22 protein-coding genes are annotated in these 23911 nt (G+C 38.4%); 11 read left to right on the top strand and 11 right to left on the bottom strand.

Translation table 11 applies throughout. The features are described 5' to 3' along the window. Positions 1–10 precede the first annotated feature (10 nt). The 5 genes from OB69_RS15120 to OB69_RS15100 all read right to left on the bottom strand — a co-directional run bounded on the left by OB69_RS15120 (position 11) and on the right by OB69_RS15100 (position 5429). Entirely contained in the window at positions 11–2443 is a 2433-nt protein-coding gene (locus OB69_RS15120; protein ID WP_053224591.1) for a leucine-rich repeat domain-containing protein, read from the bottom strand. Next, positions 2430–3263, bottom strand: a complete 834-nt coding sequence (locus OB69_RS15115; RefSeq protein ID WP_053224590.1) for a hypothetical protein — start codon at positions 3261–3263, stop codon at positions 2430–2432. Before OB69_RS15115 ends, OB69_RS15120 begins: the two co-directional genes overlap by 14 nt. After that, the gene (locus OB69_RS15110) at positions 3260–3799 is read right to left on the bottom strand and encodes a hypothetical protein (protein WP_245620839.1); all 540 of its coding nucleotides are present in this window, start codon (positions 3797–3799) and stop codon (positions 3260–3262) included. Before OB69_RS15110 ends, OB69_RS15115 begins: the two co-directional genes overlap by 4 nt. A gap of 71 nt (positions 3800–3870) precedes the next feature. Next, positions 3871–4344, bottom strand: coding sequence for a nucleoid-structuring protein H-NS (locus tag OB69_RS15105; protein ID WP_157608598.1), 474 nt, complete (start codon positions 4342–4344; stop codon positions 3871–3873). A gap of 305 nt (positions 4345–4649) precedes the next feature. After that, entirely contained in the window at positions 4650–5429 is a 780-nt protein-coding gene (locus OB69_RS15100) for a DUF6503 family protein (protein ID WP_053224588.1), read from the bottom strand. Positions 5430–5581: 152 nt separating this feature from the next. Between OB69_RS15100 and OB69_RS15095 the strand changes: the two genes are divergently transcribed. The 9 genes from OB69_RS15095 to OB69_RS15055 all read left to right on the top strand — a co-directional run bounded on the left by OB69_RS15095 (position 5582) and on the right by OB69_RS15055 (position 16365). Then, entirely contained in the window at positions 5582–6763 is a 1182-nt protein-coding gene (locus OB69_RS15095; RefSeq protein ID WP_053224587.1) for a trans-sulfuration enzyme family protein, read from the top strand. A gap of 7 nt (positions 6764–6770) precedes the next feature. Then, complete coding sequence (locus tag OB69_RS15090) at positions 6771–8018, top strand: competence/damage-inducible protein A (protein WP_053224586.1); 1248 nt, start codon at positions 6771–6773, stop codon at positions 8016–8018. Between the two features lie 77 nt (positions 8019–8095). Next, on the top strand, positions 8096–9400 hold the full coding sequence (locus OB69_RS15085) for a dihydrolipoamide acetyltransferase family protein (protein WP_053224585.1): 1305 nt from the start codon (positions 8096–8098) through the stop codon (positions 9398–9400). Between the two features lie 268 nt (positions 9401–9668). Beyond that, positions 9669–11912 carry a PAS domain-containing protein gene (locus OB69_RS15080; protein WP_053224584.1) on the top strand — a complete coding sequence of 748 codons (2244 nt, stop codon included), beginning with the start codon at positions 9669–9671 and terminating at the stop codon, positions 11910–11912. A 6-nt stretch (positions 11913–11918) separates the two neighbouring features. Further along, positions 11919–12329: a response regulator gene (locus OB69_RS15075; RefSeq protein ID WP_053224583.1), complete on the top strand. Its 411-nt coding sequence runs from the start codon at positions 11919–11921 to the stop codon at positions 12327–12329. 165 nt (positions 12330–12494) lie between these two features. Beyond that, complete coding sequence (locus OB69_RS15070; RefSeq protein WP_053224582.1) at positions 12495–14639, top strand: HEPN domain-containing protein; 2145 nt, start codon at positions 12495–12497, stop codon at positions 14637–14639. After that, positions 14639–15412, top strand: a complete 774-nt coding sequence (gene cobA / locus OB69_RS15065; protein WP_053224581.1) for a uroporphyrinogen-III C-methyltransferase — start codon at positions 14639–14641, stop codon at positions 15410–15412. Before OB69_RS15070 ends, cobA begins: the two co-directional genes overlap by 1 nt. Then, positions 15402–15977, top strand: a complete 576-nt coding sequence (locus tag OB69_RS15060; RefSeq protein ID WP_053224580.1) for a precorrin-2 dehydrogenase/sirohydrochlorin ferrochelatase family protein — start codon at positions 15402–15404, stop codon at positions 15975–15977. Before cobA ends, OB69_RS15060 begins: the two co-directional genes overlap by 11 nt. Before the next feature lie 70 nt (positions 15978–16047). Next, the gene (locus OB69_RS15055; protein ID WP_053224579.1) at positions 16048–16365 is read left to right on the top strand and encodes a rhodanese-like domain-containing protein; all 318 of its coding nucleotides are present in this window, start codon (positions 16048–16050) and stop codon (positions 16363–16365) included. A 42-nt stretch (positions 16366–16407) separates the two neighbouring features. Here OB69_RS15055 and gldG read toward each other — a convergent pair whose 3' ends face one another. From gldG to OB69_RS15040, 3 genes are read right to left on the bottom strand one after another with little or no spacing between them, the layout of a single operon-like run. Continuing rightward, positions 16408–18813 (bottom strand): gliding motility-associated ABC transporter substrate-binding protein GldG, encoded by a 2406-nt coding sequence (gene gldG, locus OB69_RS15050; protein WP_053224578.1) that lies wholly within the window; start codon positions 18811–18813, stop codon positions 16408–16410. Next, positions 18797–19723 (bottom strand): gliding motility-associated ABC transporter ATP-binding subunit GldA, encoded by a 927-nt coding sequence (gene gldA / locus OB69_RS15045; RefSeq protein ID WP_053224577.1) that lies wholly within the window; start codon positions 19721–19723, stop codon positions 18797–18799. The genes gldG and gldA overlap by 17 nt, the downstream gene beginning before the upstream one ends. Positions 19724–19746: 23 nt before the next feature. Continuing rightward, positions 19747–20448, bottom strand: a complete 702-nt coding sequence (locus tag OB69_RS15040) for an SDR family oxidoreductase (RefSeq protein ID WP_053224576.1) — start codon at positions 20446–20448, stop codon at positions 19747–19749. Between the two features lie 92 nt (positions 20449–20540). Here OB69_RS15040 and OB69_RS15035 point away from each other — a divergent pair, with 92 nt between their 5' ends. Next, positions 20541–20855 carry a YbjQ family protein gene (locus OB69_RS15035; protein WP_053224575.1) on the top strand — a complete coding sequence of 105 codons (315 nt, stop codon included), beginning with the start codon at positions 20541–20543 and terminating at the stop codon, positions 20853–20855. A 140-nt stretch (positions 20856–20995) separates the two neighbouring features. On the opposite strand, the gene OB69_RS15030 is transcribed toward OB69_RS15035, so the two are convergent. Continuing rightward, on the bottom strand, positions 20996–21814 hold the full coding sequence (locus OB69_RS15030) for a purine-nucleoside phosphorylase (RefSeq protein WP_053224574.1): 819 nt from the start codon (positions 21812–21814) through the stop codon (positions 20996–20998). A gap of 161 nt (positions 21815–21975) precedes the next feature. On the opposite strand from OB69_RS15030, the gene OB69_RS15025 reads away from it, so the two are divergent. Continuing rightward, positions 21976–22500: an NADPH-dependent FMN reductase gene (locus OB69_RS15025; RefSeq protein ID WP_053224573.1), complete on the top strand. Its 525-nt coding sequence runs from the start codon at positions 21976–21978 to the stop codon at positions 22498–22500. Positions 22501–22771: 271 nt separating this feature from the next. Here OB69_RS15025 and OB69_RS18890 read toward each other — a convergent pair whose 3' ends face one another. Together OB69_RS18890 and OB69_RS18885 are read right to left on the bottom strand one after the other, a co-directional pair. Next, positions 22772–23134, bottom strand: a complete 363-nt coding sequence (locus OB69_RS18890; RefSeq protein WP_245620835.1) for a hypothetical protein — start codon at positions 23132–23134, stop codon at positions 22772–22774. Positions 23135–23171: 37 nt separating this feature from the next. Further along, positions 23172–23483 (bottom strand): hypothetical protein, encoded by a 312-nt coding sequence (locus OB69_RS18885; protein WP_245620834.1) that lies wholly within the window; start codon positions 23481–23483, stop codon positions 23172–23174. Positions 23484–23911: the final 428 nt, after the last annotated feature.

Raw genomic sequence — 23911 nt, 5'->3', positions numbered from 1 at the left:
TTTCATCAGCCTAATAAAACACCACCTCCACATTCGGGAGAGCACTTTTCAGCTTTTCAATGTCGTTGCTTCGTAAAGAGGTATTGAAACAGATAACGGTTTCTAGTTTCTTCAATTCTGTTAGTCGGTCGAACTTGAAGACTTTGGTGTTGGAACAGTCTATCCATTTTAAGTTAGACAGGCCTTCAAGCCCAGTGAAACGCTTCACATTCGTTCCTGAGCAATTGATTCGCTCTAATTTCGTCATCGTTGTGAGCGGGCGCAAATCATCAATGGCTGTATTGCTAAAGTTGAGCGACTTCAGATTATTGAATTTCAGTACAGACAATAAATCTGTTACCGGCATTTCCGTAAAACTCAAAGACTCTAAAGTTTTTAGGTCTGGCAATGAGTTCAAATCTCTCATTCCAAGCCGGTTTAGGCTGAGCTCTTTCAATCGGTAAAACTCCGATAGTTCCACCAAACTAGTAATCGATGAGCCTTGAATATTCAACCTTTCAAGGGAAACTAATTGATGTAGCTGTTTGGCCGTTGGCTGAGCAGCCATCACCACATTTTCTTTGAAAGCCCTTTTCATAGGTTCGCTTAATATTCCCCACCAAGCATTTAGAGCTTTGGTTTGGAAAATCACGGTCAAGTCTTCCTTCTTATCGAGTATTAACGAAACCGCAGTTTTATCCACATTACTCCCCTCTAAACTCAAGTATTTCAACATGGCCAATCGCCCCAAGTCAGTAATATTTTTGACCTTCGTGTTCTCAGCCTCAATATGTCTTAAGTTAGATAAGTTCGCCAAAGGCGAAAGATCTGCTACGGAAGTATTATTCAGAGTAAGTGTTTCTAAACGTTCCAATGACTCAAGGCCTTGAAGGTTCTTTAATGGATTAGAATTTAAGTTCAAATGCGCTATTTTCTTCAGTTGCGCCAGTGGTGCTAAAGTTATAATTCCAGCTCCTTCTAAGTTCAAAGAATCGATTCTTAAGAGCTGAATTAAATCTTCATTATCAGGGTTAGGCGTATCCATATATTTCGTTAAAACGCCCTTCCACATATCTGACATACCACCCCACCATTGCTCTAATTGCTTGGTATTTCTCACCACCAAAACTCGTGGGTTAGCCTCTACATAAGCCTCTGTACTTGCTTCTTCCAGCGGTGCATTGTCGCAGTATATCTTTGTTAAAGATTTCACCTGACTCAGTGGCTCAAGTGATTCTACCTTAGTATTGGTAATGTTCAAGGTCTTCAATTGCCCTAAAGCCGAAAGCGAAGTCAAGTCACTTACATTTGTCAATTCAAGGTTTAAATCTTGCAGCGCAATAGCCGACTGAAACCCATTCAGATTTATAATATCGCTTGCCGATAAGTCTAACTTTTTAAGCTTATTCAACTTAGAAAAATCAACCGTTGCCGTTTGTGCGGCTTCAGATAAGTTGAGTTCTTCCAAAGAAACCAGTTCACTTATGAATGATAAATCTATTTGCTTGATTCTAGAAAGATTCAATTTCTTCAATTTCTCAAACGACTTCAATAGTGAGAAATCCTCAACATGACAATTGGAGAGATTAAGCGATTCAATTTCATTGTGGTATTTTAGGTATTGAAGGTCGAAAACTGAAGTGTTGGAAACATCAAGTGACTTTAATGTATTGATAGATCGCAAAGGTTTTAGATCATTGATCCATGTATTGCTTATTTTCAGATACTTCAGGTTGGTAAGCTGATAAATTGGATCAAGATTAAGCACAAGGTCATTTCCTGATAAATCAAGGGAATCGATAGAAGCCAAACGCACCAAATCCTGATTGGACATACTGTCTCCTTCAAACTTAATTTTATCTTTAAAAACTTGCTTCCACCCTAAGGTCAGCAAAGACCACCATTCCCTTAACTGCTTATCTCTGCTTAATTTATTAGTATATATACTGGCAATTTTAAGTTCACTCTTTTTCGGGTCTAAATTCAGCTCTATAAATCGCTTTTGACTACTGTTTACAGGCTCTCCACCTAGTGAAGTACCTTGTAAATTTCTTATGATTTCGGCCTTATAGAAGGGCGTGCCATCCTCTTTGGTTTGCACCAATATTTCTGTGATCTCGAAATCGAACACCACATTCTTGAAAAAGAAATCAATATCTTTTAAGTAGGCCTGAATGTCTTTAAAAATTGGAGTTGATCTTTTCTCTTCCAGGTCATCTTCTACCTGAACTTTGGGGTCGACAAAAAGCTTTGCATAGCTGTTGCTAATAATCACTTCCTTTTCGCTTACAGCGGTTCGCTCCGATCCAATTACATTCAGATAATACTCCAGTGCACTGATAATTTCTTTTACTCCCTCTTTCTTTTTTTCCAACACCGAGTCGGCCAAAACAGGAGATTGCGCCCACAATGAGGCACTTGCACTAAAAAAGAGCAGTAATAATATGAGTCTATTTCTTCTCATAAATTATTTTCAATAAATCTTCCTTTTGAGAAGTGTTGACTTGAAGTAAGTCTGAAATTAACCAACCTGAATTATCGTTGGCACGATTAAAATTGGTGAGAGAAAAGTACCAGCCATCAATACCAAAGAAATGGTAATTCATTCGGTTTACAGTTTGAAATTGGAGAATCCCCATTTTTACCTCATAGAGAAATATGGTCAAGAAATCTGGCTTGTAATCGGCCAAAGTATATGATTCTGGAACGCCTCCTTTCACAAGGGCCTTTCGTAAATTCATAAAGTCAAGCTCGTGACTCATTGGGTGTAAAAACACCTTGGTTTCGCCTCGCTGCTTGTCAAACATGGTTTTGTAAGGATCGAAAGCGACATCGGCTATAACCCATTCGTAACCAAGTGCCTCCTGCTGAATTTTCATATAAAGCAGTAATGGCATTTCTTTCCCTTTGTAGAGAAAAGTAGTGTTTACTACTGCAAACCAATCTTTAGAGTGCAGGTTTAAAAATTCAGGATTATCGCCTTGAGTTACTCTTTCGATAAAGTCATTCTTGGCTTGAGAAGAAATATCAGTATCCTCCTCATCGAAGAGGATACTGAGGTATTTTTTACGCAATCTTTCATTGCGATATTGCCTATCATCAGGCTCAAACGTTCTTCCTTTTACGTCTTCTTCTCCGTTAAAGCGCTTAAAAAACTGATTGAGTTGCTTCGTGCTTGCCAACAGTTGCTGCTCGATTTCATAATTTTCGCCCACAATTTGGGCAGAAGAATATGAGGTAAAAACGAAGAAAAAAGAAAGTGAAAGAAGAATTAGTTTTTTCATACTGAAGTTTCAGATACTCTGATATCACCCAAAATTACGTCCCAAAATTCGATAGTTCTACCAGCAATCTGAGTCTTTTTCTTTTCTACGTAAATGGTAATATCCTTTTTAGTTGTGTCTTTATAGTTCATTTTATCCGCGGTAGTTCCTTCAAACTTCTGATAAATAGTAACTACACCAACATAACGGCCATCAGGCTGTCTTTCTAAATCAGATATATATTGAACATCGTACCATTCAATATTTACCTTATCATAGTTAAGCGCCATTAATCGCTGGAAATACTCACGTACTTTGTAGTACTTGATTTCTTCCGAAGCGAGTGATGACACACCCATTTCGCTACCCGGAGCGAATAATTCTTCGGCCCTATCCATTACGCGGTTGGCTTCAGAAAATGGAGTATCCTTATTACCAATAATGGCAATGTACTTCCCTAAGTCTTTAACTTTTTCTAAGGCTAATGAGTCAATTGCTTTTTCACGATTGGGGTCTACAGGACTTTGAGCTTGGGTTGAAACAGCAAAAAAGGCCATTAAAGCAACCACATAAGAAAGTCTTTTAAATATTTGATTGTTCATAATTTCTTGTGTTAGGGTATTTTTGACTATTTCTTTACTAATACTAGTTCCTTGATTCTGCCTTGAGAATCCATCACCATTTCTTTTACCTTGTGTGGAGCCTTCTTAAGGTCCTTTAAATAGTTAAGGTACTTAGTAATCGTAGTTGGTTCGTCAAAATCTTCAGTTCCATTGGCTGCGTAAAAAATGATCAATACTGGAGCTTCTCCATTACTAAACATTCCAACGGCTTCTCTGATATTATTATTTGCTGCGTTAATAGAAGTAGCATTCGCGATTTGCCCAAAATAATTAGACAACCTAGCGTCAAGCGCCCTATTGGCCGCCTCTGGATCTACTTTTGGTTCTTCCTTTACAGGAGGAGTTGGCTCGGGAGTGGTTTCTTCAATAACTTCTTCTGGTTCTTGGTTGGCATCAACCACCGCTTTTTGACTCTTACAAGAAGACATTACAAAGAGCAGTAAACAGAAGACTGGCACTAATTTAAAGATGCTTTTCATGTTGTGTGAATTTGGTTTCATATATATGGCTTCGTTAAACGATTTCTCATTAAGCAAGTTCTGTTCCAAGCTACTATTATTTTCACTAAACAGCTCTTTTAGCAACTTTTCACAAAGTTTTCTTTTCGAATAGAGAAAATTGCTGTCAAAATGAAAACAAGAATCTTGTAAGCGGACAAATATGGGGAAAGAATGACTCATTAACTTGTCATTTCTTACCGAGTTTTTGAGTAAGAATCTGCACAAAAAAAATGTCGCAACAGGAATTAACCCATTGCGACATTTCATGAAAATTAAATTCAGCTTTAACCTCTTGGAGCAATTTGAGCACCTTCAGGCATTTTGAAATTATCCATGCTTGGTACTTCTTTTGAAAGCTTTACATTTTCGAAAAGCACTTCATTTCTCATTCCACCTACTTTGCCATCTTTATATTGATACCACTGCAAAGATTTTGGTAAAGTAATTCCATTAATGGTTTGCCATTGATCATACTTAATTAAATTCCATCTGTCACTTGCTTTTTCACTACCAAAAGTGGCAGTATACATTAACCAAGCCATTTTATTGGTTTCCGGATCGGAGTAAATGATGTAATTATCCTTAGATGACTCACCCACTCCGTTTTCATACGAAATTTTCACTCCATTATATGTAGTACCCAGAATATTCATTGGCTCTACATCTTCATAAATCACGCCTTCATCGCCTACCACAAAAGGGAATGCGTAAAAGTAGAAATAGAGGTTATAGGTCATTCGAGCTCGGGAAGCATTAGCCGTGGCTGGGCTTACCCAAACCTCATTACCATCAAAACCTGTTGTATCATTTCCTGATTCAATCCGAGTATACCTGCTTTGGAGCTCAATCAAGTGATGCTGCCCATTGGACATATCATAAGAAAGCTGCTTCATTTCAGACCAATTACCAAAACCACCATGAGCATCAAAAACTTTAGTGATGCTTTCTGAGTGATGTTCCGTTTTTGGCGAAGTTACTTTTACCTCTTCAATTTTATTCTCAGTTTTTGTTTCTCCACAGCCCATTAGAGAAGCCATAAGGAAAACTATTAAATATTTTTTCATTTTCAGATTGATTAAATTCTGCCGTAAAGTTCACGAATTTACAGATTTCCAAAGTCAGATGGCTTACCCTATTAGTATACTTGTTCAAGAATGATAGGAATCCTTTTTCTCTAGCTGTTTCGGAATGTATATTTGGGCAAGAAATAATTTGAATGAAAGAGAAGCAAAAACAATTCGAAACCGAGGCCATTCGCACTCAGATTGAAGGCACACATGCGCAGGAGCATTCTACTCCTATGTATCTTACTTCTAGCTTCACTTATGAAGACGCTGAAGAAATGCGTGCGGCTTTTGCTGGTGAAAATGATAAGAACATCTACAGTCGCTTCAGCAACCCAAACCTACAAGAACTAGTAGACAAGGTTTGCAAAATGGAAAAGGCAGAAGCTGGTTATGCTTTTGCTTCAGGAATGGCTGCCATTTTCTCTTCCTTCGCTGCCTTACTGTCTTCGGGCGACCATATTATTTCTTGTCGATCCATTTTTGGTTCAACCCATACTGTTTTCGGTAAAATATTACCCAAATGGAATATCGACACCACTTATGTGGACATTGACAATACCAGCGATTGGGACAATGCGGTTCAACCCAATAGCAAAATTTTATATGTAGAAACCCCAACAAACCCCGCTGTAGATATTATTGATTTGGAATGGTTGGGGCATTTTGCAAAAAAGCACAATCTCATTTTAGTGGTCGACAATTGCTTTGCTACTCCTTACCTACAACAGCCAATTCAATATGGTGCCGACTTAGTAATTCATTCGGCCACCAAATTCATGGATGGACAAGGCCGTGTAATGGGTGGAATTACGGTTGGTAAAAAAGAATTGATTGATGAAATCTATGCCTTTAGTAGAAGTACTGGCCCTGCCCTTTCTGCCTTTAATGCTTGGGTAATTTCTAAAAGCTTAGAAACCTTGGCTGTACGCATGGATCGCCATTCTGAAAATGCACTCAAGCTGGCTGAGTTTCTCGAAAATTCAGAATTTGTAGAATGGGTTAAATATCCCTTTCTAAAATCACACCCTATGTATGAAGTGGCTAAAAAGCAAATGAAGGCTGGTGGAGCAATGGTAGCATTTGGCATTAAAGGAGGCCTAGAAAGCGGAAGAACATTTTTGAACAACATTAAAATCTGTTCCCTTACTGCGAATTTAGGCGACAGCCGAACCATTGTAACTCACCCTTCTTCTACCACACACGCAAAGCTCTCGGAAGAAGAGAGAATAAAAGTGGGAATAACTCCGGAACTGATTAGGGTTTCAGTAGGTTTAGAGCACATTACAGATATTATAACCGACATTGAGCAAGCCTTAAAAGCCGCCCAATAATTTCCATATGAAAAACGTAACTGCGGAAATCCTGACCATTGGAGATGAAATTCTCTTTGGTCAAATTTTAGACACTAACGCCCAATGGATGAGTGCTGAACTCGATCTGCTTGGAATTAGAGTAGTGAGAAAAACTACGGTTGGCGACAATGAACCAGATATTCTGCATGCATTTACAGAAGCCGAAAGCCGAGCAGATTTGGTGTTAATTACAGGCGGTTTAGGCCCAACTAATGACGACCTTACTATGCCCAGTCTGGCCAAATATTTTGGTTGCAAAATTGTAGAAAACGCTAGTGTTTTGGCACACGTGAAAGACTTCTTCGAAAAACGAGGAAGGGATTTTACAGAGATGAATAAAAGGCAGGCGCTAGTTCCTGAAATTGCCGAGGTAATCCATAACTCTTTGGGCACTGCACCTTGCACATGGTATGAGCGGAACGGTAAAATATTTGTTTCCATGCCCGGGGTGCCTCATGAGATGAAAAATGTAATGAAGGAATTTATTATTCCGAAGGTTCGTACTTTCTTTCAAACCCCAGTAATTTACCATAAGGTAATTAGAACGGTAGGAATTGGCGAATCCTTTCTAGCAGATAAAATAAAAGATTGGGAAAACGCCCTCCCCCATCATATTCGCTTAGCCTATCTTCCGAGTGTTGGTCATGTAAAATTAAGACTTACTGCCATAGGTGACGACCGCAGCCAACTGGAAAAAGATGTACAACAACTGATTGACGCATTTATTCCTCTAGGCGGTAAATACATCTACGGCTATGACGAAACAAGCTTGGAAGAAGCCGTAGGCCAACTTCTTCTGGCCCAAAAGAAAACAATTGCGCTAGCAGAAAGTTGTTCGGGTGGATTTATTCAACATAAAATCACTCAAATTCCCGGATCATCTGCTTACTTTCAGGGCGGAATTGTACCTTACCACAACCAATTTAAGATTGATGTGTTAGGTGTGAAGGCTTCCACGCTTGAAAAACATGGTGCGGTAAGCGAAGAATGTGTTAAAGAAATGGCCGAGAGGGTTAGAGAAAAATTTAACTCAGACATTGGTGTTGCTAGCAGTGGAATTGCCGGACCAGGCGGTGGTTCTGAAGAAAAACCAGTAGGAACGGTATGGATTGCCTTTGCAGATGGCAAACAAACCATAACCAAACGACTTCAATTAACACAGAATAGAATATTAAATATTGAATTAACAGAAATAGCAGTACTAAATTTGGTTAGAAAAAGTTTGAATCAATAGAACATTGATAATATTTGGTTTAATGCTATTTTTGTCTTTTTAATGCGAACGTTTTTAACCTCTAAGAACATAAGAATATGGCACTTGTAGAAATGGTGATGCCTAAAATGGGCGAGAGTATAATGGAAGGCACGGTCTTGACTTGGCTAAAACAGGAAGGCGACACAATTGAAGCCGATGAGTCTGTATTGGAGGTAGCCACAGACAAGGTTGACACTGAAGTCCCTGCCATTCACGCAGGTGTTTTGAAAGAAATATTAGTAAAAGAAGGCGATGTAGTTGCTGTCGGAGCTCCAATTGCCCGAATAGAAACAGAAGCATCTGCTGGTGGTGATACTACACCAGCTGCTGCAGCCCCTAAAGCTACTACCGCAAGTGAAAAACCTGCAGAAGCCACTTCCAATAATCAAGCGGTCGTATTAGATAAACCCGCTGGCGATAGATTCTATTCACCTTTGGTAATGAACATTGCCCGTGAAGAAGGCATTCCTATGAGTGAATTGGAAAGAGTTCCAGGCACTGGCAGAGAAGACCGAGTAACTAAAAAAGATATTTTGGCCTACGTTAAAAACAGGCCACAAGGTGGTGTAGCAGCAGCTGCTACTCAAACACAAACAGCACCGTCTGCGCCAGTGCAGTCGGCTCCAAAGCAAATGCCAGTTTCGATTTCAGGCGAAGATGAAATCATAGAAATGGACAGAATGCGTAAGATGATTGCCGAGCGCATGGTAGACTCTAAACGCATTTCTCCTCACGTTACTTCTTTTGTTGAGGCAGATGTATCGAATGTAGTTGCTTGGAGGAATAAGGTGAAAAATGGCTTTATGGAAAGAGAAGGTGAGCCAATTACCTTCACTCCAATCTTTATTGAGGCCATTGTGAAAGCCATAAAAGACTACCCAATGATCAATATTCAGGTAGACGGCACTAGAATCATTAAGAAAAAAGACATCAATATTGGTTTAGCTGTAGCCTTACCTAGTGGTAACCTTATCGTTCCTGTAATTCACCGAGCCGACCAATATAACTTAACTGGGCTTACTAAAAAGGTAAATGCCTTGGCTAAAAAAGCACGTGAAAACAAATTGACACCAGATGATTTGCAAGGCGGTACTTTTACCGTTTCAAACGTAGGTTCTTTCGGTAACGTAATGGGAACTCCAATTATCATGCAACCTCAAGTAGCAATTATGGCTTTAGGTGCGGTGGTTAAAAAGCCAGCAGTAATTGAAACACCTTCGGGCGATGCAATCGCGATTCGTCATAAAATGTTCCTTTCACATTCTTACGACCACAGAGTTGTAGATGGTTCTTTAGGTGGAATGGTGGTAAGAAGAGTAGCTGATTATTTAGAGAAATTTGATCTAAAACAAACCCTATAATATTCTAGAAAATCAACCCTAAAACCTCAATCAGAAATGGTTGAGGTTTTTTTATTGCCCTTTAAGCTGAAAAATCAATTTCACATAGTTTCACAGCTCATACATTTACCAATAGATCAGAAAATTTCGCTATTTTAATTTCTATATAAAGTAAACCAAATATGGCATTTAGTATATAATTAAGTATCTTATCAGATGCTTAAACAATTAAGCGAAAGCAGTTATCTTAAAATAATTCATAACAAAATGAGGTAAGAATTTATAAAAAGTGAATTTAAAATCCGAAGACATACATGAACTAGCGAATACTAGTAAAGGGCAAAACACACTTCTCGAGGCATTAAACCAGGCTTCCATTATATCTGTTGTTGATACGAAAGGCAACTTCACTTTTGTAAACGACAACTTCTGTAACATCTCTGATTACAGTAGAAAAGAATTATTGGGTGAAAATCATAACCTCATTTCAACCATCGAAAGTCAAATCTCTTCTCACCACGCATGGAAAGGAGAACTGAAAAACAGAAAAAAAAACGGAACCTATTTTTGGACACAAGCCTCTATTGTTCCTACTAAAAACAGTCAAGGAAAAATTGAGCATTACACTATTGTTCAGATCGACATCACAGAAAGCAAGTTAAAAACACTTCATTCTCTAAACAGAAATTCACAAAAAGACACTGAGTTCAACCTTAATCAAGCCCAAAAAATTGCCAAGATCGGAAGTTTCGACACAAGTATGAATGAGATATGGTGGTCAAACGAGTTGTTTGCATTATTTGGGTTAAGCCCTAACAACTTCAAACCCCAAAGAGATAGCTTTTATAGCTTGTTACATCCGAATGATCAACCTTCATTTAATAAATTAGTAGAGTCTCTTTCTAATGAAACAAAAACTCAATTTGAGTTTAGAGCAAAGCATTCTAGCGGAAAGTGGCTACACCTTGAATTAACAGCAGAAGCAAAGTATGATAAGGACAACAACTTTATTGGGTCAATTGGCACAATGCAAGACATAACAGAGAGGAAAGAAGCGCAAGCTGCCCTAAGGTATGCCTATAACATAATCAACCGCAGTCCAGCAGTTGTTTTTAGATGGAAAAACATTCAAGACCTTCCTGTCGATTTTGTGTCAAATAATGTTTTGGAACTTACCGGATACTCGACTGAAGATTTTTTAAACAAGCGAGTTAGTTATGATGACATCATACATCCACAAGATCGAGAACGTGTCAGTTTTGAAGTGGCAACAGCCAATACAATTGACAACAATAACATGTATCATCATGAGCCTTATAGACTTATTACAAAAAATGGGGAAACAAAATGGGTGCTCGACACCACCTACATTAGACGTAATACTGCTGGCAAAGTAATGTTTCGCGAAGGCATTGTTTATGACATTACCAAACAAAGGCTGGCTGAGGAAGACCTCAGAAAAAATGAGGCATTATTAGCCAACATGAGTGAAACAGCAAAGATTGGTGGCTGGGAACTAGACGTTAACACCTTGCAAATTGATTGGACAGATGAAACATATTTTATTTATGAACTAGACCCCAGTCAACAACCAAACTTAGCAGAAGGAATTAAATATTACCATCCTGATGATCGGTCTAAAATTGAAAAAGCTGTTCGAAACGCCATTGACCTAAAAGAGCCATTTGATCTAGAAGTTAAATTTATAACAGCAACAGGTAAACACTTATGGGTTCGTGCAATTGGTAGGCCTATTACAAAAAACGGAAAAACCATAAAAGTAACAGGCACATTCCAAGACATTACCGAACGTAAAAAAACTGAATTATCCATCCAACACCACCTTCAATTATTAGAACAGAAAAATAAAGAGTTGAATCAGTTTGCGTACATCGCATCACACGATTTACAAGAACCTCTTCGAACTGTGGCAAACTATGTTGAACTGCTCAATTGGAAATACCAAGATAAATTAGATGCAGATTCAAATCTATACCTAAGCTATATCACGCGTTCAGTAGAGCGAATGCAAGACCTGCTGCATGCATTATTAGAGTATACAAGCATTGGGAAATACGAAAAGGAACCAACACTTATTGACTGTAATCATATATTGGATCAAGTTAAGGTTGATTTATCTGCCCAGCTGGAAAAAAAGAAAGTCAAACTTAAAATTAACAAACTAGTACAAGTTAAAGGTTATGAACACGAACTACGTTCACTTTTTCAAAACCTAATATCTAACTCCATTAAATATTGCAAGCCCGATACCACTCCCGAAATTGATGTTTCTGTAGAGAAAGAAACTAATCAATATACTTTTGCTATAAAGGATAATGGAATTGGCATTGATGAAAAATATAAAGAGAAGATATTTGTGATTTTTCAACGGCTTCATAATCAAGATTCTTATGAAGGAACAGGAATTGGATTAGCCCGGTGTCGGAAAATTGCAGAATTACATGGTGGCAAAATATGGGTCGATTCTCAACCCAATCAAGGTAGTACATTCTATTTTTCTATTCCAAATTAACCAATTATGAAAAAGAAAATCCCCTGCGTATTATTAGTTGACGACAACGAGGCTGATAATTTCTATCATAAAATCGTGATAGAAAGATCTGAATTTGCAGAAGAAATAGTATCGGTTACCGGAGGACAAGAGGCTTTAGAATACCTTCAATTAAGTTTAAAAGGAGAAAACCCATCGCCAGATTTGATTTTTCTTGATATTAACATGCCTAGAATGGATGGGTGGGAATTTTTAGAAGCTTATGCAAAGCTGGACAAACCTGAAAACGAAAGAATCATAGTGGTTATGCTGTCTACTTCTAAAAATCCAGAATATATTAAAAAAGCGAACGAAATAAACGAAGTAAGCGAATTCACCAGCAAGCCACTCACCACTGAGTACTTAGAAGAGATTCGTGAGAAATACTTTAGTAAGTAACTCAAACTAGCTAATCAATAGCTTCGCACACCGTTTTCTTATCTCAAAACCTAAACCCTCCTTCTTCTATTAAAATCTTTTAAAAATTATTACCCTACAAATTTGGTAGATTTTATATTCTTTCTTTTTCTTTGCACCAGAAATCAAATCACTAAAACTCAAAGTATGGATCTGAACATTTCTACACAAGTAAGCAAAGCCGCCAAAAGAGACATCCTTGAGCTCAAAGCAAAGATTGAAAGGTTTCAACAAGGCAAAATTGAAGAAGACAAATTCAAACTCTTTCGTTTAACGCGAGGCGTTTATGGCCAACGCCAACCTGGTGTTCAAATGGTGCGCATTAAACTTCCATATGGAAAAGTAACCTCAAATCAACTGGTTAAGATTGCTGAGGTATCTGATAAATACGCAACGGGTAATTTACACTTAACCACGCGTCAGGATATTCAACTGCACTTTGTTAAAATGCAGGATTCTCCTGCCCTATGGGCTGAATTAGAAGAAGAGCAAATTACATTGCGTGGTGCTTGCGGTAACACAGTTAGAAATGTAACTGCATCGCCAGACGCAGGCATCAATCCAAACGAACCGTTTGATGTTACGGCATATGCCCATGAGTTAACCCATTATTTCCTTAGAAACCCCATTTGCCAAGATATGGGAAGGAAATTCAAAATTGCCTTTGCATCAGATGACAAAGACTCTGCTTATACTTATTTTCATGATATAGGGTTCATACCTAAACTGAAGGAAGAAAACGGTCAAAGTATCAAAGGCTTTAAAGTAGTGCTTGGAGGTGGATTAGGAGCCGTATCAATGACTGCTCAAACTGCACATGAATTCTTACCAGCCGATCAGTTCATCCCGTTTACAGAAGCTGTAATTAGAGTATTCGATCGGTATGGCGAGCGCACCAATCGAAACAAAGCCAGAATGAAGTTTTTGGTAAAGAAAATTGGTTTTGATCAGTTGTTAAAGCTTGTGGCCGAAGAGCAAAAAGCATTAAAGGTAAAGTCATTTGAGGTGAATAACGATTATGAAAAAGTCACTCTCCCTGAAAACCCTTCGATTCCACCGGTAACTTTAGAAAACTGGCAACAGTTTGAAGACTGGCAACGCACCAACGTATTTCCACAAAAGCAATCAGACTACTATGGTATCTGGGTACGGGTTTCTTTAGGAGACATTCACTCTTCTACAGCCAAACTATTGGCCAAGCTGGTCCAAAAATATGCAGCAGATGATATGAGAGTTACGGCAAACCAAGGTTTGCTTATTAAGTATGTTCGGAAAGAATTATTACCATTCTTCTTTCAAAAATTAACTGAGCTCGGCCTCGCAAAACCTGGGTTCAATTCCACGCACGACATTACTTCTTGCCCCGGTTCCGACACTTGTAACTTAGCTGTTACTAATAGCACCGCCCTCTCAACAACCCTCGAACACATGCTCAACAATGAGTTCAAACATTTGATTGATGAATCCTTTATCAAAATCAAAATCAGTGGTTGTATGAATGCTTGTGGTCAGCATATGACAGCAAACATTGGCTTCCACGGTAGTTCAATAAAAAATGGTGCGCTTGTTATTCCTGCTATGCAAGTGGTTATTGGTGGTGGTATTTCCCCTAATGGGGAAGGCTTTATTGCAGAAAAAGTAATAAAAGTACCTACTAAGAAAATCCCTCTGGCGCTATCTTTTATACTCCATGAGTTTGAAGAAAAGGCCAATGAAGGCGAATATTTTAACGACTTCTATCAACGTTTAGGGAAAATGCATTTCTATCATTTGCTCAAGCCATTAACGGATGTACAAGCACTCGAAGCTTCGGACTATGTAGATTGGGGAAAATCAGAAAGCTTTAGCCCAGAAATTGGTGTGGGCGAATGCGCTAGCGTAACATTAGACGTAATTCAAACGGTAATTGAAGAAGCTAAAGAAAGACTGGATTGGTCTAAAGAAGGACTAGAAGAAGGCATTTATGCCGATGCTATTTACAATAGTTACAATGCCTTTGTGATTGCGGCCAAGGCCCTACTGCTTAGTGAAGATGTAAGTTGTAATACACAAATAGGCATTCTCCAGAGCTTCGATCAAACCTTTCAAAACAAAGCTCTTTTTCAATTTGAGCCTTCATTTGAAGATTTCGTACTCCAAATCAACAAGAATGAACCATCAAAAGAGTTTGCCAACAGCTTTTACAATGCTGCAGAACATTTTCTAATAAAAGCCAACACCTATAGAAGCCAGCAATTGGCTGATGCAAATGGCGTAGACAAAACCGTAATCACCGATTTCTATAAAGCCTAATGCAGAATATACATCCAAAATTAACCCTTGTAGGCGCAGGCCCGGGCGATCCAGATTTAATCAGCGTAAAGGGAATTAAAGCCATTGCCGATGCCGATGTAATTCTTTACGATGCATTAATCAGTAAAGAACTGCTAACGTACGCCACCAAGCGAGCAGAACTTATTTACGTAGGCAAACGGGTAGGAAAACACAGCCACACTCAAAATGCCATCAATGAATTGATAGTATACTTTGCCCAAGAAAAAGGACATGTAGTCCGCTTAAAGGGAGGAGACCCTTTTATTTTTGGTCGTGGCTATGAAGAAATTGTTTATGCTCAAAAACATGGTATCTCTACTGCTATGGTTCCCGGTATCAGCAGTGCTCATGCTGTTCCTGCGCTACAGAGCATTCCCCTTACTTCCAGAGGTATAAACCAAAGTTATTGGGTAACTACTGGCACTACCAGTACAGGCGAATTATCGCCAGATATTACCATTGCGGCACAATCATCGGCCACAATAGTAATTCTAATGGGCACTAGAAAGTTAACCGAGATTTGTCAAGTTTTTCAAGAAGTAAAAAAAGGAAACACGTCTATCGCAATTATTCAGAATGGCACATTACCAAACGAAAAAATTGTAGTCGGTACGATTGATGACATTCAAGAAAAAGCAAAAGAAAGTGAAGTTGGCGCACCTGCCATAATCATTATTGGGGAGACTGTAAACCTTCGTCAAGAACAAAGGCTCTCTTCTATTCAACAACAAGTATTTGCTCATGGTCAATGAACTCTACCCTGTTTTTCTTAAAGTACATACTTTCGATGTACTCATTGTTGGCGGAGGCGATGTTGGGCTAGAGAAAATAAGCTTCTTGTTAAAAAGCAGCCCAAACGCTAAAGTCACTTTGGTAGCCAAAGAAATAAAGAATGAAATCAAAGTATTAGCTAAAGATCACCTTTCTGTAAAGCTAATAGAACGAGAGTTTTTTAATGAAGATTTGACCGAAATGCAGTTGGTTATTATTGCAACTGAAAATCGAGCACTGAACAAAACTATACATACCGAAGCCAAAGAAAGAGGCATTTTGGTAAACGTAGCCGACACCCCCGAATTATGTGATTTCTATATGGGAAGTATAGTTACCAAAGGCGATTTAAAAATTGGAATTTCAACCAATGGAAAATCTCCAACCATTGCCAAACGATTAAGAGAGCTTTTCACTGATTTACTTCCAGATGAAATTGAAACCCTAATTAGCAATATGGAAATGATTCGAAATAACATAAAAGGAGATTTCAGTAAAAAAGTAAAAGAGCTCAATAAATTGACTGAACACCTGATAAACAAATAAAAGGATTAGCAACATAGCCCTCGTTTTCAATGTTAATTCACTAATTTTCAATTCCATATTAAATAGTGTTATGAAAGAAACTACCGTAAAGGAACTAGCAGAACTAAAAGCATTAGGAGCAGACTTTCAGTTGATTGATGTAAGAGAACAAAATGAATTTGAAATAGCTGAAATTGGTGGAGAATTAATTCCCATGAACACCATTCCAGACAACGTAGATAAAGTGAGTCGCGATAAGAAAGTGGTGATTCATTGCCGTAGCGGAAAACGAAGTGGAGATGTAATCAACTGGTTAGAGCAAAACCATGGTTTCGAAAATCTCTATAACCTTAAAGGTGGAATTCTGGCCTATGCCGATGAAATTGACAATAACTTAACGAAATACTAAACTGTTTTCAGAAGGTTGAAACTTATTCAACCTTCTGAAAACCTAAAATCGGCTATATTTTCTAACGCGAATAAAATTGCGAATCACTCCAAAGAGCACTAACAAAACAATTGGGCCAACAAGGTTGATCAACTGCCATTTCAGCTTTTCCTTTTGCGCTCGAATTCTATCTAAAGGCCGTAGCTTAATCTCTTTATTTCTTGCCTGAATTAACCCATCATCGTCTATCAAATAGGTCAGTGCATTCATCATAAAGTCTTTGTTGGCGAATACTCTTTTTTCTTCACCTTCAGCATAAGGGTTAAAACCTAAATCGAGCGGCACTCCTCGCTGCATCTCATTTCTAATAATATCGCCATCGCCAATTACAATAATTTTTGTATTGGGGCTATCGGCTTTAAAATTATTGGTATTCACTCCTTCTTTAGGCAAAACTCTATTTTTGAAAAGGCTTTCAAACTCCCCTTCCAATAAATAAGCAATAGGGTGTTGTCCTCCTTGGTAAAGACTTGGGTCATTCTCCGCTGCAATTTCTTCGAACGAAACTGGAGCAGGTGCATTCAGTATTCGAGTATATTGCGAGGTGAATATCAGCGGAGTTTTCTTAATGCCTTGAGCGGCTACTGTGTCAATCGTACTGGTAAAACGTGTGTAAACGGCATCTAAATTACGAGTAATTGGATGATCGCTGAACCACGAAGCACCAAAGAAAAACGGCCAGCGTAAATTCGTAATTGTTTGAGAATCATCCATCCTTACCGGATATCGACCAAAATTCTGTACATCCAAAATGAAATCATTTTTCAGCCTAATTCCATAACGAAAAAACAGATCATCTAAACCTAGCGTGTAAGGCAAGCCAAAAGTACCTACTCCACCCGCTTGACGCATATCTACTCCAAGGGCATCGACCATAAAAATAGCCTTTCCCCCATGCATCAAATGCTGATCAATTTTAAACTTATCTTCCCTAGAAAAAGCCTTGGTAGGCTTTGCCATAATAATCACATCGAAGTTTTTCAACTCCGTTACCTCACTCAAATCGACAGGCACTATATCAAATGCTTCAGAGAAATCCCGAGCAAACCAATAAATATTCAACGAATCAAGCTCTCCATGCCCCTGAAGTAAGCCAATGCGTTTTCTATCTATATCAGCAATCCGCTGAATTCCAGTCGCTAGTTCATATTCAATTCCTTCTAGTGATTGGTTAAGTTTTGCTTCAAATGACGCCCCTTGATTCCCTTTCAGTAATAAAACACTGGAAGTTCGATCTCCATAACGAAGCACCACATAAGGGAAAATAAGCTTCTGAACATCCGTTCCATTATCATTATCAAATATTCTGGTAGGCGACAGCCCCGAGTCCATCCAAGCTTGATAGTTTTTATTTCGTTCGCTTTCAGTATCAGCTGCTCCAGGATCATTAACTGAATAGTAAATCGGCTGGTTGCTATAAACGCCCAACTCTTCTACGGTTTCTACAATGGATTTCTGAAAACGCTGAAATTCGGTTGGTAAATCCGTTCCCAATAAAATTTCAACATGTAAAGGCTGATTCAGTTTTCCCAATAGTTCCTTAGTAGGATCTTGAAGCGTATATCGTTTTTCTTCTGTTAAATCAAACCTCCAAAAGAAGTTGGCAGCAACTACATTGACCGCAAAAACGATAAACAAACCCAATCCAAATATTCTAATTGCCTTTACCCTGTGTGGTTTAAATGACATTCTTCGGGCAGCAAATTTTAGCGAAGTAAGCAGCAAAACAACAGTAATAGTGCTGAAGAAATACACTAGATTTCTTGAATCAATCAGGCCGCGACTCATGGCGTCATAATGAAATGAAAGGCTCATTTCATCAATATAAAGTGCAGTTTGACCTGTAAATATATCGGCCAATGCACTTATGCCAGTGAACATAAAGAAGCAGAAGAATACGGCCAGAATGAAAGCTACAATTTGATTTTCGCTGAGTGCGGATGCAAATAGCCCAATGGATGTAAATACACCACCCAATAAAATAAGGCCTATATAAGATCCAATAATTCCAGGTGTATCTAAATTCCCAACTGGATTTCCGAGCTGATAAACCGAATAATAATAAACAAGCGTAGGAAGCACTGAGAAAATTACCAAAGAAAAAGCAGCCAAGTACTTCCCTAAAATAATCTGAATGTCACTCAATGGACGGGTAAGCAGCAACTCTAAAGTGCCTGCTTTTCTTTCTTCAGCCAACATCCGCATAGTAATGGCCGGAATAAGAAACATGTAAACAAAAGGGCCGAGCGAAAAAAGCGTATCAAGCTGAGCATAACCGTAGTCAATCACACTGGTTTCGGGAAAAACCCACATCATCAAACCAATACCAGTAAGAAAAACACCGATCACAACATAAGCGATCAACGAATTCAGAAACTGTTGAACCTCTTTTCTATAAATCGCCCACATTACTCTGTTGGTTAGTTAAATCATAGAAAATTTGTTCTAGGTCTTGTTCAATAAGTTGCATCTCTAAAATCACCCAGTTTCTTTCCGAAGCCAGCTTAAAAAATCGCTCTCGAATATCTTTATTCAACTTTGAAGTAACCTGGTATTTTCCTGCACCTAAATCTTTAAACTGAAAATCTTTAATTTCAGAAATAGCTTTAAGATCAACCGGTTTAGATAGTTCAACATGCAAAACCTGTTTTACACCCGAAATCAAATGGGCAACCGAATCGTTAGCCACAATTTTACCCTGATTTATAATCACCACTCTATTACACAAAGCTTTCACTTCTTGCATAATATGAGTCGAAAGAATTACCGTTTTATCTTTACTGATTTGCTTAATTAAACCTCTGATTTCAGCAAGTTGGTTGGGATCTAAGCCAGTGGTGGGCTCATCGAGAATAAGCACTTCAGGGTCATGCAATAATGCCTGAGCCAACCCTACTCTTTGCCGATAGCCTTTTGAAAGTGAGCTTATCTTCTTATTCTGCTCACGTGTTAAGCCACAAAGCCGAATCATTTCAGCTATCCGCTGCTTCCTCTTCTTGCCTTTTATTTGATGAAGGGAAGCAATAAAAGCCAGATACTCGTGAACGAACATATCTAAATAGAGCGGATTGTGCTCAGGCAAATAACCAATAATGGCTCTCGCTTTTTTAGACTCTTTCACAATATCAAACCCCTTCACAATTACCTTTCCTTCGGAAGGCGGCAGGTAGCCTGTCGCAATTTTCATTGTGGTCGATTTACCCGCACCATTAGGTCCGAGAAAACCAAGAATATCTCCTTTGTTTACTTCAAAAGAAATTCCATCAACAGCTTTCTGTTGTCCGTAAACTTTGGTGAGTTGCTTTACCTGTATCGACATTGAATCCTTAACGAGGCCTAATATTATTTATTGGGCTTTCCTTTTGGCCATAATGGGCGAACTTCTACATCCACCACATGGTAATTTGCAAAAGTTTGAACAGACTGAACAATGGAGTTTGCTACATCTTGCGGACGCATCATATTATCGTTGGCATTTGCCAATTCAATACTATCGAAGAAATTGGTATTGGTTGAACCTGGATAAATTGTCGTCACCTTTATTCCGTGTTCTCTTAGCTCTTGAAAAATAGAATGTGAAATTCCTCGAACCGCATGTTTTGTTCCTACATAGCCTGACATTGTTTTAATTCCACTTGTTCCTGCAATGGAAGAAATATTTACAATATGCCCTTCTCCCAATTCTATCATGCTAGGCACGGCTACTTTAATGCAATAAAATAATCCATGAACATTGATGTCATACATCTCTCTCCATTCGGTCACGTCCATTTCGTGAATAAGCCCTTGATAACCCATTCCAGCATTATTCACCAAAACACTTGCCTTACCAAGCTTATCAGAAGTGGCTTTATAAGAAGCCTGAACATCACCCCAATCAGAAACATCTGTCTTGAAAAAATGGAAATTAGGATCATCCAGTTTCGGTTCCGTTCTTCCCCATCCCGCTACAATGGCTCCACCTTCCAACAATTGTTTCACCGTTTCCAAACCAATTCCTTTACTTACGCCAGTTACAATGGCCACTTTCCCTTGAATATCCATAGTGTGAAATTAACAAGCTAAAACTGATTATGGAACTGTAAAGCAATGTTAATCTTAAAACGATTTTTTAGTAACTTCTCAAAAAAAAGAAAATGATACTATCAACAACAGACTTTGTTCCGAATAAAGAAATTATAGAGATCGTAGGTATTGCTAGAGGTAGTACTGTAAGGGCTAGAAATGTAGGTAGGGATATCTTCGCTGGCTTTAAAAATTTAGTTGGGGGCGAAATAGATGAATACACCCAACTACAAGCTGAATCAAGAGAAGAGGCAATTTTTAGAATGACGAAGGACGCTGAAAAACTAGGAGCGCATGCTATTATCAATGTTCGATTTACAACCGCTATGATTATGCAAGGAACAGCTGAAATACTTGCCTATGGAACAGCAGTTAAGCTGAAGTAATTCATTCAAAAATGGCCGCTTTAATTATATGGACAGCGATCACAATTTGGGTTGTAATCGCTGTCAGAATAGCTTTTGGAATAAAAAGACGAATCAATCAACGCAGTAGCGAAGAATTTGAAAAACGTAGTAATTAACAATTACTGTAGCGCAATCAACTTCTGTAATAGAATAGTCATCCCCTTCTCGGCCTTTGCTGCCGCTGCCAATATTTTAGAAAGTTCAGCCACTTCCAAGTGATCTGGGTCACACAAATCAGTTATAGCAGAAATAGCGAACACAGGAAGATTCATATGTCGAGCTACAATTACTTCTGGTACAGTAGACATTCCAACAGCATCTGCTCCAATAATTTTCAAAAAACGATATTCAGCTCTTGTTTCTAAATTAGGGCCGCTCACACCAGCGTATACGCCTTCATGACACCTTATCCCTTCCTCCTTCGCAATCGATAAAGCCTGATCAATCATTTTTCGCTCGTAAGGCTCACTCATATCTGGAAAGCGTCCACCAAACTCATCAAGGTTAGCACCTGTTAACGGGTTCTCCTTAGTCAAATCAATATGGTCTTCAATAATCATTAAATCAGCCACCTGAAAGTTTAAATTTACACCACCAGCAGCATTTGAAACAAAAAGTTTCTTAATACCTAAAAGCTTTAATACACGGACAGGAAAAGTTACCTGCTTCATGTCGTAACCTTCATAATAATGAAAGCGCCCCTGCATAGCTACAACCCTCTTTCCTGAAAGTTCTCCAAAAATCAGCCTACCACTATGACTCTCTACTGTTGAGATAGGAAAGTGAGGTATCTCTTTATATTCAATTGTGTGCTCAATTCTAATCTTATCTACTAAAGCCCCTAAACCCGTTCCCAGTATAATACCAAATTCAGGCTTAAAATCATTTTCGGATTGAATATAGTTAAGTGCTTCAAAAACTCGTTTGGTATAGTCCATAGTATCAATTCTCAATTCAGTTTCAAAGATGCAAAAGATTTCATTTTGGGAGGAACTTTAAAAGTCAAAACTTAATTCCATAATCATACTTCTATAAAAGCGTATAGTTCTATGCTCTTTCAGGCAAAGGCCTTAATTTCGAATTGAAATCAAATCACAACATGATCACAATTGTAGTAGGAACCAATCGTATTAATTCAGTTAGTAGACAAGTCGCAAATTACTATCAATCCATTATTCAAGAAAAAGGCATTTCTGCCGAAATTGTTGATCTCGTTGACTTACCCCATGATTTCACGGGAACGGCTCTTTACGAAAACAATGGAAATAACGCTATTTTCAATACGATGAGAGATAAAGTTCAAAGTGCTGAAAAACTTATTTTTATCGTCCCTGAATACAACGGTTCTTTCCCTGGTATTCTTAAAACATTCATCGATGGATTAAAATACCCTCAAGGAGTTAGAGATAAAAAGGCTGCATTAGTGGGTATTTCCTCAGGCGTACAAGGCGGAGTTTTTGCAATGTCTCACCTCACAGATATTTTTAATTATTTAGGAATGCATGTATTTGCTCTTAAACCTAAACTAGCCGCTATAGAAAGTAACTTTATCAATGGCCGAATTACAAACGCCCTGTATAACGAGCTTATCAATACTCAGATTGATAAATTTATAAAATTCTGATTGGCAACTTTTCTTTTAAGGAGTCTGCCGGCAAAACCTAGCTAAAAAACTCATTAATAACTACAGTAGTACCTTTCCCTCATTCCGTTTAGGAAAGATGGTAATGTGGCCAAAAATAGTTGGTGACTTTGCGTTGAAATTTGTATTATATTGACATCGTAAACCTAAAGAGGAAGCGAGCTCTGCTGAGGAGCAACTTGCCAGCAATAGGGTTTACCAAGTAGAATAGCCTCCCTATTATGGGAGGTTTTTTATTCATCTTGTCATATGGCTAAAGAAAACCTGAGCGCTGATTTTTGAAGTACAAATACCATTGGATGAACTGCCTTTTGTGTTGATAGGAAAGCCCTCTATGCACATTTAGGTGTCCTTTTAGATGACCAAAGAATGACTCCAACCCATTTGTTGATTTAGGTATTCTTGGGTTGTACAAATAGTGGAACATATCAGGCAAAGCATTCCTGATCACCATGAATGATCGTCTTACTATTTTGTGGGTAAACCAGTATCTGCCAGTATCAGGATTGATGGTCTTTTGATTCACAAAGTCTTTATATATCTCATAGCATTGAACTAGCTCAACAAGCCAATAGTCTCTTTCTTGAGGCGATGTGATCAGATGAATTTTAGACACTATAAGCCTCAATTTTTTACCAGCATCGCTCTTTGGTTTATTGGATAACCATATCCGACACATGCGCTGTATATGAACCACGCACTTTGGGTAGGTACTTTAGACAAACCAGTTTGATTGCCTTGAGCAAAGCTTTATGGCCATCACTGGTGATACTTTCAACCTGTACACCCAACTTTAATAAGTTAGAAAGATCTTCGGCTAACTCTTCAAACCACTCACCATCAGTCAACCGATAAAACTGGGTGTACTTAATTGTATTGTCGCGATAAAGTATCAAGCAAAGACCATCTTTAAAGTAAGTACCATCTATCAATAGGTTTACTTGTCGGGAAGGATAAACCCTCAAAACAGGCGGTTTGGATAGATATTCATAGAAATAACGCCTTAATGTGCGAGCCGAATAACCGCTAGACAACGATAGTTCCTCGATTGTCCTACGCTCTAAAACCCATTTTTCAAACCAAACAAACCTGTTGAAATTGCTAACCGCCTTATTACTTGAAGTAAAAAGAATGCCACAGTTATTGCATTTATATCGTTGTTTTCCTGCCTGGTAACCCCATTTTATACTGGCCAGAAAACCACAGGCCCAGCAACGCTTTTTTTGAACTATTCATAGATACAAAAATGGCTTATTGAAACGCGTTTCAATAAGCCATTTTAAAACAATATGCAACCATCTGTTATTCAATACAATACAGCCGCTCAGTCACTGAATTACCAACTATTTTTGGCCATTATATCGGAAAGTGTCCCGTCCTAAATAAGCGATAC

The sequence above is a fragment of the Roseivirga seohaensis subsp. aquiponti genome (assembly GCF_001267955.1).
Classification (GTDB): domain Bacteria; phylum Bacteroidota; class Bacteroidia; order Cytophagales; family Cyclobacteriaceae; genus Roseivirga; species Roseivirga seohaensis.
This window is presented reverse-complemented; position numbering and strand designations above follow the sequence as displayed.

Bases quoted from the DNA above. Each gene is read 5' to 3' on its own strand.
- gldG (WP_053224578.1), bottom strand. From the start codon at position 18,813: ATGTGGGCGATTTATAGAAAAGAGGTTCAACAGTTTCTGAATTCGTTG.
- OB69_RS15030 (WP_053224574.1), bottom strand. From the start codon at position 21,814: ATGGACTATACCAAACGAGTTTTTGAAGCACTTAACTATATTCAATCC.
- OB69_RS15115 (WP_053224590.1), bottom strand. From the start codon at position 3,263: ATGAAAAAACTAATTCTTCTTTCACTTTCTTTTTTCTTCGTTTTTACC.
- gldA (WP_053224577.1), bottom strand. From the start codon at position 19,723: ATGTCGATACAGGTAAAGCAACTCACCAAAGTTTACGGACAACAGAAA.
- OB69_RS15025 (WP_053224573.1), top strand. From the start codon at position 21,976: ATGATCACAATTGTAGTAGGAACCAATCGTATTAATTCAGTTAGTAGA.
- OB69_RS15060 (WP_053224580.1), top strand. From the start codon at position 15,402: ATGGTCAATGAACTCTACCCTGTTTTTCTTAAAGTACATACTTTCGAT.
- OB69_RS15090 (WP_053224586.1), top strand. From the start codon at position 6,771: ATGAAAAACGTAACTGCGGAAATCCTGACCATTGGAGATGAAATTCTC.
- OB69_RS15095 (WP_053224587.1), top strand. From the start codon at position 5,582: ATGAAAGAGAAGCAAAAACAATTCGAAACCGAGGCCATTCGCACTCAG.
- OB69_RS15055 (WP_053224579.1), top strand. From the start codon at position 16,048: ATGAAAGAAACTACCGTAAAGGAACTAGCAGAACTAAAAGCATTAGGA.
- OB69_RS15075 (WP_053224583.1), top strand. From the start codon at position 11,919: ATGAAAAAGAAAATCCCCTGCGTATTATTAGTTGACGACAACGAGGCT.
- OB69_RS15105 (WP_157608598.1), bottom strand. From the start codon at position 4,344: ATGAAAAGCATCTTTAAATTAGTGCCAGTCTTCTGTTTACTGCTCTTT.
- OB69_RS15120 (WP_053224591.1), bottom strand. From the start codon at position 2,443: ATGAGAAGAAATAGACTCATATTATTACTGCTCTTTTTTAGTGCAAGT.
- OB69_RS15085 (WP_053224585.1), top strand. From the start codon at position 8,096: ATGGCACTTGTAGAAATGGTGATGCCTAAAATGGGCGAGAGTATAATG.
- OB69_RS15070 (WP_053224582.1), top strand. From the start codon at position 12,495: ATGGATCTGAACATTTCTACACAAGTAAGCAAAGCCGCCAAAAGAGAC.
- OB69_RS15040 (WP_053224576.1), bottom strand. From the start codon at position 20,448: ATGGATATTCAAGGGAAAGTGGCCATTGTAACTGGCGTAAGTAAAGGA.
- OB69_RS15100 (WP_053224588.1), bottom strand. From the start codon at position 5,429: ATGAAAAAATATTTAATAGTTTTCCTTATGGCTTCTCTAATGGGCTGT.
- cobA (WP_053224581.1), top strand. From the start codon at position 14,639: ATGCAGAATATACATCCAAAATTAACCCTTGTAGGCGCAGGCCCGGGC.
- OB69_RS15110 (WP_245620839.1), bottom strand. From the start codon at position 3,799: ATGGCCTTTTTTGCTGTTTCAACCCAAGCTCAAAGTCCTGTAGACCCC.
- OB69_RS15035 (WP_053224575.1), top strand. From the start codon at position 20,541: ATGATACTATCAACAACAGACTTTGTTCCGAATAAAGAAATTATAGAG.